Origin of the sequence: uncultured Veillonella sp. (genome assembly GCF_938010505.1) — a bacterium.
GTDB lineage: Bacteria > Bacillota > Negativicutes > Veillonellales > Veillonellaceae > Veillonella.
This window is the reverse complement of the sequence record NZ_CALLVP010000144.1, coordinates 37,298-51,724: the sequence shown is the minus strand read 5'-3', so window position 1 is coordinate 51,724 and position 14,427 is coordinate 37,298. Positions and strand designations below refer to the sequence as shown.

13 protein-coding genes and 2 pseudogenes are annotated in these 14,427 nt (G+C 32.4%); all 15 read right to left on the bottom strand.

The window, feature by feature from the left end:
* Nucleotides 1-22: 22 nt before the first annotated feature.
* The 15 genes and pseudogenes from Q0507_RS09035 to Q0507_RS08965 all read right to left on the bottom strand — a co-directional run bounded on the left by Q0507_RS09035 (nucleotide 23) and on the right by Q0507_RS08965 (nucleotide 14,425).
* Nucleotides 23-508: a prolyl-tRNA synthetase associated domain-containing protein gene (locus Q0507_RS09035; protein ID WP_009350914.1), complete on the bottom strand. Its 486-nt coding sequence runs from the start codon at nucleotides 506-508 to the stop codon at nucleotides 23-25.
* A gap of 78 nt (nucleotides 509-586) precedes the next feature.
* On the bottom strand, nucleotides 587-1,609 hold the full coding sequence (locus Q0507_RS09030; RefSeq protein ID WP_298715226.1) for a DMP19 family protein: 1,023 nt from the start codon (nucleotides 1,607-1,609) through the stop codon (nucleotides 587-589).
* A 137-nt stretch (nucleotides 1,610-1,746) separates the two neighbouring features.
* Nucleotides 1,747-2,325, bottom strand: a complete 579-nt coding sequence (locus tag Q0507_RS09025) for a hypothetical protein (protein ID WP_298715224.1) — start codon at nucleotides 2,323-2,325, stop codon at nucleotides 1,747-1,749.
* 120 nt (nucleotides 2,326-2,445) lie between these two features.
* Nucleotides 2,446-2,811: a hypothetical protein gene (locus Q0507_RS09020; RefSeq protein ID WP_298715222.1), complete on the bottom strand. Its 366-nt coding sequence runs from the start codon at nucleotides 2,809-2,811 to the stop codon at nucleotides 2,446-2,448.
* Nucleotides 2,812-2,992: 181 nt separating this feature from the next.
* Nucleotides 2,993-3,985 (bottom strand): annotated as a pseudogene (locus tag Q0507_RS09015) (SMI1/KNR4 family protein); the annotation flags it as partial.
* A 28-nt stretch (nucleotides 3,986-4,013) separates the two neighbouring features.
* Nucleotides 4,014-4,484 (bottom strand): glycosyl transferase family 4, encoded by a 471-nt coding sequence (locus Q0507_RS09010; RefSeq protein ID WP_298715220.1) that lies wholly within the window; start codon nucleotides 4,482-4,484, stop codon nucleotides 4,014-4,016.
* A 139-nt stretch (nucleotides 4,485-4,623) separates the two neighbouring features.
* Nucleotides 4,624-5,043, bottom strand: coding sequence for a bacteriocin (locus Q0507_RS09005; RefSeq protein ID WP_298715218.1), 420 nt, complete (start codon nucleotides 5,041-5,043; stop codon nucleotides 4,624-4,626).
* A 28-nt stretch (nucleotides 5,044-5,071) separates the two neighbouring features.
* Nucleotides 5,072-6,133, bottom strand: coding sequence for an ankyrin repeat domain-containing protein (locus tag Q0507_RS09000; RefSeq protein ID WP_298715216.1), 1,062 nt, complete (start codon nucleotides 6,131-6,133; stop codon nucleotides 5,072-5,074).
* A gap of 112 nt (nucleotides 6,134-6,245) precedes the next feature.
* A complete protein-coding gene (locus tag Q0507_RS08995) occupies nucleotides 6,246-6,725 on the bottom strand; it encodes a pyridoxamine 5'-phosphate oxidase family protein (protein WP_298715215.1) in 480 nt (159 codons plus the stop codon).
* Nucleotides 6,726-6,734: 9 nt separating this feature from the next.
* Nucleotides 6,735-7,379: a hypothetical protein gene (locus tag Q0507_RS08990; RefSeq protein ID WP_298715213.1), complete on the bottom strand. Its 645-nt coding sequence runs from the start codon at nucleotides 7,377-7,379 to the stop codon at nucleotides 6,735-6,737.
* A gap of 136 nt (nucleotides 7,380-7,515) precedes the next feature.
* Nucleotides 7,516-7,941, bottom strand: a complete 426-nt coding sequence (locus Q0507_RS08985) for a hypothetical protein (protein WP_129822922.1) — start codon at nucleotides 7,939-7,941, stop codon at nucleotides 7,516-7,518.
* A 76-nt stretch (nucleotides 7,942-8,017) separates the two neighbouring features.
* Complete coding sequence (locus Q0507_RS08980) at nucleotides 8,018-8,806, bottom strand: hypothetical protein (RefSeq protein ID WP_298715211.1); 789 nt, start codon at nucleotides 8,804-8,806, stop codon at nucleotides 8,018-8,020.
* Between the two features lie 41 nt (nucleotides 8,807-8,847).
* Nucleotides 8,848-11,895: a type III restriction-modification system endonuclease gene (locus Q0507_RS08975; RefSeq protein WP_298715210.1), complete on the bottom strand. Its 3,048-nt coding sequence runs from the start codon at nucleotides 11,893-11,895 to the stop codon at nucleotides 8,848-8,850.
* A gap of 11 nt (nucleotides 11,896-11,906) precedes the next feature.
* Nucleotides 11,907-13,625 (bottom strand): annotated as a pseudogene (locus Q0507_RS08970) (site-specific DNA-methyltransferase).
* 143 nt (nucleotides 13,626-13,768) lie between these two features.
* Nucleotides 13,769-14,425 carry a DUF4391 domain-containing protein gene (locus tag Q0507_RS08965; protein WP_298715209.1) on the bottom strand — a complete coding sequence of 219 codons (657 nt, stop codon included), beginning with the start codon at nucleotides 14,423-14,425 and terminating at the stop codon, nucleotides 13,769-13,771.
* Nucleotides 14,426-14,427 lie beyond the last annotated feature (2 nt).

Here is a 14,427-nt window from a genome sequence, read left to right as displayed (position 1 = left end):
TACATGCTCCGATTCGACTAAATTACAATGTAATATATTCTACTATTGTACCATGTTCTTCAATTAATTTAACTAAGTCTTTTCCTTGTAGCCATACGGTAGCATCATTTTGATTTGGATGTATACCAATTAGATTATCTTTATAATCCGCATCAATATAATAATGTACCTTACGGTCTTCATCGTGGAGCAAACAGAATGGAGATACGTGACCTGGTTTAATCTTCAAAATATCCCATAACTCTTCTTCGGAACCAAAGGAAATCTTTTTAAGCTTATGATCCTTACGGAACTGCTTTAAATCCACACGCTTAGAACCACGAACGGTAATCAAATAATAATGTTCACGTTTATGGTCTCGAATGAATAAATTCTTCGCATCCCACTCAGGATATGGCAACTCTACATTGGGCTTATCATCCATACTAAATAGCGGTGCGTGATCCGTAATTTCAAAATCGATATGATGGTCACGTAGGCAATCATATACGCCTTGTTTATCTAACATGTAATACCTCTAATATAATTTGGTGAAAGTAAACATCATAGTGAAAGCAACTATATATGTACTAATTATACACCAATCTTATTCTGAGACGGTATAGGCTCCATCAAATACAAATAACTCTGGATGTTCATGTACAAATACATCTTCAAATATGCCATCATATTCATAGACTACATCATCTTTTACATCTAGGAAATCGAATAATTCAGCCTCATTCTCCCAGTCTTGTAAAATTGTCCATCGTTCAGCTCTATCAAATGGAACAGAACCGCCAAAGTAATCGATTACAGATTGTAAATTATCTGCTAGTATATCCAGCTTAAAAAGGCGTAACCCCACAAGAGCATCCTCCCATACAATGCCCGTAGAGTTATAGAAGAACTGATGATGTCCACCATTATTAACCTCAGCGAAATACCAGCATATAGCGTTAAGATATCGCTGCTCTACAGTGAAGCCTTTTGCAGATTCTAAATAGTCATCATAAGAACCATAAATATTGATAGTCCAATAGGCAGGCTCATTTATAGTCCACATGTCATCGGTAGCTAAAATTTCTTCTACCGTAATCGTTCGTTGACGAGGTACACCTTCTCTTTTCTTCTTTTTTTCTGCTATATACTTGCTATAGTTTAAGCATAAATCAGGATAGTCAACCTCACACTTTTCAAAATCTATTTGTAGACGGCACATATCCATGACTTCAAAGTAGTATTCTCTTATATCATTCCGACCTTCCTTAGTAGCTAATTGTACACCATTATCTACTAAAGCTAACATCTGTTGCATGTTCTCTGATGTATAAGCTTCACGATTAGATGAAACTATAGATCCATAGGAGTACGCACAGCGATAATGCCATACTGCATCTCTATATTTTTTGTCTATAGCCTTAAATACCTTAATAGCTTCTTCTGGTTTATCGTTATTGTTATAAGCTCTACCAAGCTCGCCTAATAAAGGCGCAGATAAGTTATCGATGCCAACCCCCGTCAATACATCGATAATAACATCCTCTTGACCGATATCATTAAGGTCTTTAATCGTTTGTAACTGTTCAGCATCAGAAAAAGATAAAAATTGTTCAACACTCATAGACATACAATACACTTCCCCTCATATCATTAATATGTATATGAACTCATCTTAAGACAATTATAACAAACAACACAAAACAATAAGTTACAGATTTTAAAATAATATTTATAAAAAATAGCTTATAACAAAACAGCTATTTACTAGCTACCAAGCCATACAACAAATACAGGAGTACCTTCATCATTATCGTCGACATCATCGGCATCGTCAGCATCGAATTCATGATCATCATAGGCTAGATTTTCAAAGAATACATGATCACCGAGCTCTTTATTAGCCAATGCGTTATGTATCTTGAAAAGAATCTCTTCAGTAGTAAAGTACTGTCCATTATCTGCTTTGAAGCGAGCATAGATTTCTACTTGCCACATGCCGTCTTCTTTATCGTATTCTTCTAATTCATCGTCTTCGTATAAGTATTCATTAGGGTGAAGCTGACTTTTACTTTCAATCCAAGCTTCATAGCTTACAAGAATTTCAGGCTCTACTAATGGCGGTAATGTATCAGGATTAATATTATGCTCTTCTAAGCATTCATAAAATGCCTTATCGAATTCTTCTCTAGTATAGGTAGTTTTATTGAAAACCCAAGGAATTCCCTTAAACTCATGATAGTAACCTTCATATATTTTATTACCATCTTTATCAGTACCGAGATATTCAATCTGCTCAGTATTCTCATCCTTGTTAAACAGTTTTTTTATGGCATTAAAAATCATAGGATAATCCTCCTTATAATCCTTTGAACTAATAGAGGTTAATACATACTCTACTACTTCACAACACTAAACTAATCTATGTATCTAAAGTAGCTCTTTTGCCATTTTGATGCCAATATATCAGCCATCAATAGCAAAGTAATTTAAATCTTCAAACTCGTCGTCCCAAAATTCAAAGCAAAATATATGAGTATAATCAAAGGTTTGTTCACAATAGGTTACAGTACCCTGCTCTGGTTCAATCTTAGGGACACCTATACGTTCTTTCACATCATCTATAGTAATAGATTCATCATACATTTCTCGAATATCTTCAACCATGAAAGCTGCAATTTTATCAATATTTTTATGATAATTTTGGGCCAGGACTTTTACAGTATCTAAATAATCACCCGATGGTTTCTCATCCCAACAAAATTCTATGCCTTCATAACGAAGTCTATATTCACAATATTTCTCAACATATATGAGTTCATTTTCTATCATAGGCATCCTCTCTCTCTTTACAATGCTTTGATTTCAAAATCACTAAAATACTTTCTCAATATTTTACACGTAGGCTATATAAAATAACGTAGCCCAAAGCACAAAAGTATTTACTTTCTAAGGGTATAGTAAAAGCCCCTCGCATAAGCGAAGGGCTAATCTATTATGTCTCTATTAATTATTTACTATTTTTCTTATCGTAGAAATTTTCAATGGTTTCAAATATTACAGGATAATCCGCCTTGTACTCTTTTGGCTTAATTTGAGTTAATAGATATTTTACAACTTCACAACACCAACCAAGTTGTTTATCTAAGTGGTCTTCTTTTGTCATTTTCATGGCCGTCTCTATTAACTGTAAAGCTTTCTGTACATGTTCAGATTCGTAGCTTTCACCACATGCTAAAGACGCATGAGCATAGCCACACCGATAATACCAAGACCAATCACGATGTGCCTCATCTATACGATTAAATAACTCAATAGTCTCTTCTGGTCGGCCATTATTGTTATACATACGTCCTAAGGTGCTTAGCAATATAGGCGACAAATTGTCGATACCGATGTTAGTTAACAGCTCCATAGCACGATCAACATCTAGGTCCTCTTGTTCATTAAGGAGCTTAACCTTTTCCGCATCACTTAAAGATTGAAACTCTTCATCCGTAATCTCTTCTATACTGATATATAAGTTCTTAATAAAGTCACCAAAGTTATCTGCTAACAGAGTGATTGAGTAATCACCTTCTTGGTCAACACGTACTACCTTAGGCTCACCGGTAGGACCGCACTCACGATAATCGAGGAAAATCATGTCGTGACCGCCGGAAATTGTATCGGCTACAACGATACCGATAGGAGGGTATTTCCATTTCGAAATCCAAAACTCGTTGCCGAATTGGCCAAAGATAGAATTCTTTTTATCTCTATCAATACCATATATGCCTGTTACATATACACAATCGCCCTCATTATTAATAAAACAGTTCTTATTCAATACACCGCCATTATGATTCTTAAGTAATTCAATATATGCTGCAGGTAATGTATAGCCTAGCTCAGCTTCAGCATCCTTAATATCCTTATCTGTAACAGGTTTACCTATATAAGATTCAAATGCATAATCAACATCATTCCAAAATCCGGTCCAATCAAAGTCTTTTAGATTACTCATAATACACGCTCCTAGTTACATAGATTATTTAACCCAATGATTTCTCATCAGAGGCATATTCTTTAATTAAAGCTTTTACCCTGCGTCGTATCAAAATGGTATCAACAATATAGGAAAAAATGATATAAGGAGATACGTTAATAATCCCGACAGGGGCCAATATAAGGGCTGCCCACAATAAATTCAGTGAATACGCATACCACTTAAAATCAATGGTATTTAAAAATGGTATAACATAGTCAATAACTCTTACTTCCCATTGCATTAATGGGTTCAATTCCTCACTTGTGCCTAATAGCCAAGTGAAAGTAAGGGCAAATATCAAACCATATACTATGCCAACAGGAATCAATATCTTCGCTCTCTTTTTTAACAGATTACGGCAAATCTCATCTTCTTCCTCTGGTGTTACATCGTATACCATATTACATTCTATCTGAATCCGTCTAAATCGATAGCGAATATACTTATACAAAAGGTTATTCGGTGTATATAACATAATAGACTCCGCACGCTATTGGTAGTAACTAAATCATTAGAGAATATATTATCCATCTATGGCAAAGTAATGTAAATCTTTGAATTCATCATCCCAAAATGTAAAGAAAAAAATGTGCATATCATCAAAGATTACATGATTAGTCATTTTCAGAATCCTTTATATAGCTTTCCATCTTAGGTCTTAAATCTAACACGATTTCCCAACTATCTAATGCTGGAACCTTATGATGTACAATGAAATCTTCTATTATCTGTAATACCTCTTGAGGGCCCAGCTCATTCTTACCATATAGGATAGCGCCCTGGTCGCCATCATTAGTTACACTAAGCTCTATATGTAATAAATCGGTATTTTCATCACAACAAACTTGTACAAAGTTATACTGTTTCTTATCTATTGAGATTGCATTTGATGGGGATACAATCACAAAATCTTGCTCTTGATCCGTAATAGCATAGAGATTTTGCTCAACTTCATTCAATGTAATACCTTCATATTTATAAGTACCTACATCAATGGACCAATCCGTATATGTTTTCTCAAATGTATCTGTCATATGTATTGCCTCTCCTTTACGATATACATTAAAATAAGGTTTCTAATTGACCTGACATATCCGCCATAAATTCATCAAATTTACAAAGTTCTCGTAACTCTTGATGTTCTATATCATAACAAGAAATCTTTTTAGTTTTAGGGTCCCATACAATTTGCCACTCATTATACTCGCCTAGTTCTTTAGATAAACGCAATAGATTACGGCGACCTAATTTAAATGGAATCGTATCAATAAGTGGGAAGAACTCTATAGATATAAAATCGGAGTCTGGCAATTCAAAGTAAAGATGTTCGCCCTCTAAAAAATTCACTAATGCTTTTGGTAATTTAAAGGGCTTTAACTGATCCATCTTATTCTGTATATCATGGAACTCAGCAGGCTCTAAAGATTTAAAATACTCTGCCATTTCCATATCGCCCTTTTCAATGGCAATGCTATAGGGACGCATACCATCCTTTTCTGTGATGGTCACGTCAGCACCATGTTCTACCAAATATTTGCACATCTGTAAATCCACATAACGAGCTGCTACACACAATGGGGTTGGCTTAAAGGGATATACAGAATCAGGCTTATTGTAATTAATATCTACACCATTATGAATAAAGAAATCTAGAATCTCATAATTTCTATCTGTAATAATATTTCTGAAAGCTTTACCGCCATATTTCTGCACACTATGACCTAAGTCATGAATGATTTGTAGGTTCTCATATTTCTTGCCATATAAGGCAGCTTGAAAAGCATCTACTTTCACGCGGTTCAAAGCATGAACATTGGCACCATGAGCCACAACATAGTCTATAATCTCTTTATTACCATACCGTACAGCTAATAAGAAACTTGGATTTTCTTCATCATTAAGATCAGCGCCATGCTCTACTAACCATTGAATACTTGGTAAACAACACATAACTAAAGCTAATTCTAAGGGTATATGCTCACTATATTCCCCAATTTCTATAGGCTCATTAATATCCCAACCATTGGTTAATGCATTTTCTAAAGCCCTAATATTTCCTGTTACAATATCTGTTACGATATGAGGCACTGATTCAAATGTACCTAAATCTTTTAACTGTATCATGTCGCTCTCCCATGAACTATATTTTTAAAATGATTATCACTAATTACATTATATTACATTTATAAGTATGAGTGTATAGTAAAAGCCCTTCGCATAGCGAAGGGCTAATCTATTATTTCTCTTGTACTTGTTTACCACTCATGTGTTCAATGGTAATTTCAAACATTTGTGTTGCTCTCCCATTACGAGCAATTTGTTCATCAGCTAACGATTCATCAGGATAATACTTCATAGCAAATTCTTTTAATCGATCTATTGATTCTGGGCCTGTCTCTAGCAAACGACATCTTCCAAATACGACTACACTTTGTACATACGGCGCCCATGGTTCAGATTTATCAATACGCTCATTACCATATACGGTAAAACATACCTTATCTGAAGTTTTCAATGCATCTACTTTATGACCAGCTTTAGCTCCATGAAAATAAATTTTCTTCTTATCGCAATCATAAAAATAATTAATAGGAATAGCATAAGGGTAACCATTATCGCCGTTCATGGCTAAAATACCTCGACGATTAGATTGTAATAAAGCTTCTGCAGTACTATGGTCTATTTCATTTATCTTTTTACGAACTGGTTTAAACATATATATCTCCTAATTTAAATTACTAATTGTATTTACAAGATACATGAAAGTACCACTATTAGTATCATCAACTTTAGAATATTCTTTCCAATTTATTGGATACATACCCGTTAATACTATAGGTGCTTCCATTCCACGCATTGTTCCTTTTCCGGTATTAGCGGCCCAATTCATACACCCAGTTTTTATAGAACCATCCTCTATAGAAAATTCGGCGTATGTACAATTTACTTTTGTCGGAGGCTTTAGATAAGATATCTCACTAGTTATCTTGATAGTATAACCTTCAATAAAGTTATTACTCTTATCCCTAAATTCCTCTATACGCATTATATCTTTTAAGTAATTATAACAACCTTGATCCTTAGCACCTTGCTCCTTCAATACATATACTTCATCATTTATAGTTTTAATACATTTTCTTGTTGTATATTTAAGCTCAATAGGAATCCATTTACCATCTAATATAACAAGAATATCAAGATGTAAATTAGGATTAAATTCAGGTACAAACTCTAATCTAATATCACAATTTGGATATTGTTCTTTAATCATCCATGCTAAGCTAAACTGAAAATCTGCTTCCGAATGAAATATTGGTCGCCAAATACTCAATTGGTGCATTATCTCATAAATATCTAAAATTAATCCCATAACAAATACCTCATCGAATACAATACATATATCTATTTTAATTATATTATATTTATAAGTATGAGTGTACAGTAAAAGCCCTTTGCATAAGCGAAGGGCTTTTAGTCTAGACAACAAAATATCATTATTGATTATTTTAATATCCACGATATTCATGCAATAAGTAAGATAATTTATTATTCAACTCTATAAAATTTATCAAATAATGCTCATCTATATAAAATTGTTGATTGGTAATTCTATCTTTTGTAGCTAAAATTTGCTCATTTTTAGATGAAGTGATTCTAAAACTATGAATGATACGATTGCGCCTATAAACAATATCTGAAAATAACTCAGCTATTTCTCCACCAGCATTTTTCGTAATTGTTTGAGCAATAGGCGATTTAAGTTGGCCTGATTCTTTATCAATCAAGTCATACCAAGAATAATCACTATCTGTATTAATAATGTTCTCTATAATAAAACCATTATTAGAGATAAATACTGAAATAGCCATCCCCAACAAGTAAACATACTCGTCCTTAGGTAAAGATATCCTAGCAAGTGATCGAAGCTCCATTTTCTTACTCCTTTAAAAGATACGGCTTATATTATTTATCCACAAAAAAAATAATCTCATAATAGTTTATAAAATATCAATTTAAAATAGATATTTGTCTATCACTATATATTTTTGTTTCAAAGTAATCATAGCCTAAATTTGAAGGTTTCCAGTCTCCAGCAACTATAATAAATTTATCTTTATTTTCAAATACCATATTTCTTATCTTGTTATAAAGGTTTATATCAGAAATAGATAATATAAAATGATAATTAGGATTTGCTACAGGAGCTACTAAATAAATCTCATTTTTATCACTATCGTAAAAGCGACCTTTTACACATGACTCAATTATTTTAAAGCCGAAAACACCTTTAGGATACCAGTATGCAGTTCTATCATCTAAAATCATTCTTCCAATTTTCTCATTTCCATATGAGTAATTAGGATGAAATCGTTTACATATAGAATATATCTGCTTTATTGTACTGAGTGTTAGATTATAATTTTCACCATATGAAGATTTTTTAGAATTCCCACTTGAATTTTTCGAATTCTTCTTAACTAAAAGATTTTGCATTGCATTTTCAAAAGAAAAATTTAACTCATTAAATTTATTGTCATCAAAAGCGACTGAACTATTTGCATAAGGACAATTAGCAATATGTTTATACGCAGATTTAGTTGCTCTAAAATATGCTTTCCGAGAGCCATCACCAGCACATACAAATAATTTACTATTACATAGCGGATTTGGACAATAAAAATATTTATCCCTATTTTCTTCAAGAGCCTCACTTGCTAGTATTAAATCTCGTCTTTCTTTATCTCTATATGCATGGTTAGCCAAAGAATCATCTCCATTTATAATTAATCGACTCACTAACTCTCATTATAATATTCCCTAGAATATATACGTTCTAATTACTTAGTCACAATATCAAGAAGTGACTTATAGCTATCAACAACATCATAAACAACGTCCCCTTTACTGATAGCTTTAAAGTGTTCTCGTGCACAATGTAATTTAGATTCTTCAATCAATCGAAGTTGCATTGAATTCATTGAGCCCTTTGTTTCTGCAACAAAATAAATATGTTTTACAGTGCCTTCATAAAAAGCTATTGCCCAATCTGGGTTATATCTACCAACTGGTGTTGATATATAGAATCCATCAGGTAATTTAACATATACAGCCACGTCAGAGTTTATGTCCAATTCAGATGCAAAGTTTTTCTCATTTGTTGAGTCATAAACAATATGATCATATAAATGCTTATTAGCCTTCATTGCATTCGTGCCTAAACGTCCCTTAATTGTTGGATCTGTAAATACATTAGTATCATATTTTTCATCTAATACATCATATGTAATATGCTCAATAATTGATGTTGCTTTTTCATCATTTATAAGTGATGCAGCTTTAATAATGAACTCTTCTGGATTATCTTTAAATTGATTAAAAACAGCAGATTCAATACCTTGAAGAATCTGTATAATTGCTTTTCGAGTTAGTCCTGTCTCATCTACTAGTTTACCGACTAAATCATATTTAACATTTGTGCTTACAGCATTTTTACTTCCATAAGTTGAAGCAGCCTCTTTTACAAAAGATCCTGATGTTTCTAACTCCTCTTTTGATTTAATCTGTTTCATAGTACCAGATTCAACTTTATAGAAAATTTTTGGAACTCGAAGTTTGCTATCTAAAGCTGAAATTGCATTTCTAACAAGCTCATCTGTATCAAAATCAACGACATATACGGATTTAGAGTTTATCTTATCCCATAAGGCTTTGAATTCAGGCATAGAAACTTTATCATCATCTAACTGAAGCTCTACGTTATTACTACGTGCATTTTCAAATTGTATCGATTTAGCATCATAAATAGAGTCAATGATTCCTGTAACTGCATCTTTGGAGTCAGCTACTTCATCAGCAACCTGTATTAAACCGTTAGACTTATCATCATAATATTTATCAGTAAGAGCACCTGTTTTATCAATGTAACCATTTACAATAAGATCAAAATGAATAGCACGTCCCAATTTATCATCTATAACCTGTTCATTATTATAAATATCTTTAATTACTTTTCCAATAAATAATTCAGGTGTGATTGATTTAGGTCTATCAGCAACAGCCTCAGCAATTTCAGCTTGTAAGCCCTTTGCAAAACTATCATAACTTTCACTAGCTATAACAGTAAGAACATTTACATTATGTACATCATTACCAAGTACATTTGTATCCATACGTTCCCCATCTTGGTTTACACAAAGACGAAGGCCTCGGCCTACTTCTTGACGTTTACGCACATCACTACTGCTTTGTTTTAATGTACAAATCTGAAAGACATTTGGATTATCCCAGCCTTCACGTAATGCAGAATGAGAAAAGATGAATCTAACAGGAGATTTATTAGGGTCTCTATCTAAAAGAAGTTCTTTGTTCTTCATAATAAGATCATAGGCATTAATATCATCTGTTATTGACTCATTACGTGTTATTTTGCTATCAACCATTTTACCTTTATTATCAACAGAAAAATACCCTGCATGTGTTGAAGATTCACTAATAGTATTAATATACCCTAAGTAATCTTCCTCACCAAATTTTGTTTGGAGATTATCAACTATATCCTTATATTCTTCTTCAAATATTTTGGCATAGATACCATTTATAGGATTCCCATGAGAGTCATATTGTCTGTACTTCGATACCTCATCTATAAAGAATAGTGATAATACCTTTATCCCCTTATAAAATAACTCACGCTCTCTTTCAATATGAGATAAAATCGTTTCTCTTATCTGAATTCGTCGAAGCTGATTTTCATTCACCTTACCAATTACATCACCAGCATAAATTTTTATACCGTTGATAAACTCAATCGAATTATCTCGACCATCAATTCTTGATACAACAAAACCATCTTTATATTCTTCCATTTGACCAGAGTTATCATAAAGGTTATAGCCTTCCGAAACAACTCTAGTTATCTTCCGGATGCCTTTAGTACCTTTAAAGTCAAACTGAATCGATGCTGTAGGCTCTGCTTTTGTCAACTTTATACGTTCAAGATATACATAACTTTCAGTAGCAGTGCTTCCAGACTCAGTAATACCTTTAACTGAAATTCTTTTTACAAGGTGTTTATTATATGCATCGACAGCATCTAAACGATAAATCATATTATAAATACTATCACTTCTATGTGTTGCTGAATAACGCAAAGTAAATAAAGGGTTAAAATCTTCTAAACGCTCTTTAGTTTTTTCCCCCTCTACAGATTGAGGTTCATCAATAATAAGAATTGGATTTGTTTTAGCAATAATATCTATAGGACGACGTGATTTAAACTCATCTAATTCTAGAAATATGCGTTTTGCATCTTTGGCCTTAGAGTTAAAAGCTTGAGAATTGATAATCATAACATTAATAGAATTATCGGATGCAAAGCGATCAATTTCATTTAGTTGATTAGATTTATAAATAAAAAATCGGATTTTTTTACCATATTCTTCTGCAAAATGTTCCTGTGTAACTTGAAATGTTTTATACACACCTTCACGTATAGCAATGCTAGGTACAATAATAATAAACTTACTCCATCCATAATGTTTGTTAAGCTCATACATAGTTTTAATATATGTATAAGTCTTACCAACACCAGTCTCCATTTCTATAGTTAAATTATATCTACCTTCTAATTTATCAGATGGTTGAATTTGATTATCTCGTTGTATTTTCTTTATTCGATTAAGAATTAACTCATCATTTAATTCTTTCACAATTTTCTGGTTACTAAAGCCAATAAAGTCTATCTCTTCTGTCAGTGATTGCTGAATATAGCCAGTACCGCTATCCATCATATACGATGGAGTTAAATAAGGTTGTCCGGCAAACACATCTACTACTGCCTTCGCAGCATCAGCTTGAAATTTTTGATGCTTAAATTGTAGTTTCATCGCTGTATCTCCTAAATAACTTTTACTTTTGTATCCGGAGCTAAAGACTTAAATATCTCACCTACATTAATTTTAGAAGGACTATTAGCAAAACTACTATCTCTAAAAACTGCACGAAGAGGTTGTTTTTTTGCTATTTGTTTAATAACACGATCTGGAATATTTTCATCAAAACAAGCAATCAAATCTCCGTTGTTATAGTCATGTATAGTACAACCATCAATCTCTTCTGAATTATATGGTAAGGATAATGGTAATCCCCATTCAAGTAAGGACCCGAATAATAAATCTAAAGCAGTTCGTTCTGTCTTAATATTAGATTCAAGTATAGAAAGCAAGTTTTGATTATATTCATCTGGACTATAAAAAATATTATTCATATTAGACTCATCAACCTTTAGCACTCTAACTCCTCCATCAAATTTAATATCAGGGTTCTCTTGTGCCAGCCGTTTTGAAGTAAGACGAATCCGCTCCTTACCAATATCACATACATTTGCAAAACCTCTTCTATGGGCCTCACTATTTTCAGCACAAGGCTCTGGATATTGAACCATAATATAATTTCTATGACCATTTGTATTAACATTTAATTGAAGAATTGCATCAGCAGTACTAGCAGTTCCAGAAAAGAAGTCAAGGATCGTATAGTCATCCCCTAAATATGAAAATAACTTTTTAAGTAAAGTAGTTGGCTTAACTGTATCAAAACCTAATTGAGCACCCATAATCGAATTAAATTCTTCTTTTCCAGTTTGAGCTGTTCCTACAGAATCCGCTGTGAAAAGAGACCAAAAAGGTTTATATTTTTTCTTTCCTAATTCATCTTCAGGATATATTGCTTTCTTAACAATACCATCTATAATCTCAACTCTACCACTTCGTTCTAATTCACGTGCAGTATCCTCTCCAATTTGCCAACGTTTACCCTCTCTGGGATATTGCCCAAGTATTTTAAACCGCATAGTAGGTCTATTGTAATCACCAATATCAGATTTTTCAATTATTTCAAATCTACACTTTCCAAAACGACCATTATGTGGATAGCATAAGTCCCCTTCAATCTCCTCTAAAACAAAACCTGATAATTTTGACTTGTTCTTACCATATAATAAAATCGGTTCTGTTTTCTTTTGTAGCCCAAATTTTGCAGCTCCAGCATTTATTGGTTGTGTTGTTGCTTCCTAAATCAAATCACCAAAATGATTTTTTTCACCAAAAATTTCATTACATATATTTCTAATATTTGAATACTCACTTTCATCTATTGATATAAATATAACTCCATCTTCAGTCAAAAGATTCCTAGCAAGCAGAAGCCGCTGGTACATCATGGAACACCAAACAGAATGAAATCGAGGATTAGTTTCATTATTTTCTTTAAATAATTTATTGCCTAATTCATCATACATCCCCATATCATGTTCATATTGTTTTTGAGAGATAGAAAAATTATCAGGATACATTATCCAGTCTTTACCTTTATTATAGGGTGGATCAATATAGATTAATTTAATTTTACCTAAATAACTTTCTTGTAATAACTTTAATACATCTAAATTATCCCCTTCAATATATAGATTTTCTGTACTATCCCAATTAACACTCTCTTTAACACAAGGACGTAAAGTTTTACGAATTGGCTTATTCGCTTCAACAATAGCAGCTTTTTTTCCAACCCATGTAAACTCATAGGCTTCATCCCCATCTATGATTTCTTTAGAAAGCATTTGTTTTAACAATTCAAAATTTATAGCTTTTTTTAACTTACCATTTTCATCTAAAGCTTCTGTAATGCAGTTAGGAAATAATGATTCAATTTTTTCTATATTTTTTTCAGTCATATCTACTGATTCCATTCTCATTTTTTCCATTATATTATCTCCAATGCTTTTCTTAATTTCTTCAACTCAGTATTCATTTCGATTTGTTTATTCAGCTGTTTTTCTTTTCGTATTTTATTTTGTAATGTATTAATCTGTTTTTCTATAATTTCTATTTGTTTATCACGTTCTACAGACTGTTTCAAACTTTCAGTAGAGTTATCAGATTGTAACTTATCACCAGCAATTTGGCGTACTAAATTTTCATATACATCATCAAGGTTAAGACCTTCAAGCTTGACTACGAAGTCCTTTTCCTCAATCCAATCCGTGTGATAGTATCTATCCACTTTGGATTTTTTCTTTTCTATATCCGTAGTTTCTTTATATCCAATCCAAGCCTGATACTTACCATTGTATTCTAAAATATAAAGAATATGGTACGGGATTATACTATCAATCAATTTCAATAATTCAATATTTACTTGTGAGCTATTAAGATTGATTTCAAATACTTCAATCTCTGTTACATATTTACCATCAGTAAGGTTTGTAGTTGTAACCGCAATTTTATTTCTCCAATAAATATTCTTTACTTGATCTACAAATAATCTTTTTAGAGAAGGCGTTATATTTATATTCTCATAGAACTTTATTTTCGGAATTCGTCGATTAAACTCCGTAGTTTTTGATAAACCTAGCATCATAT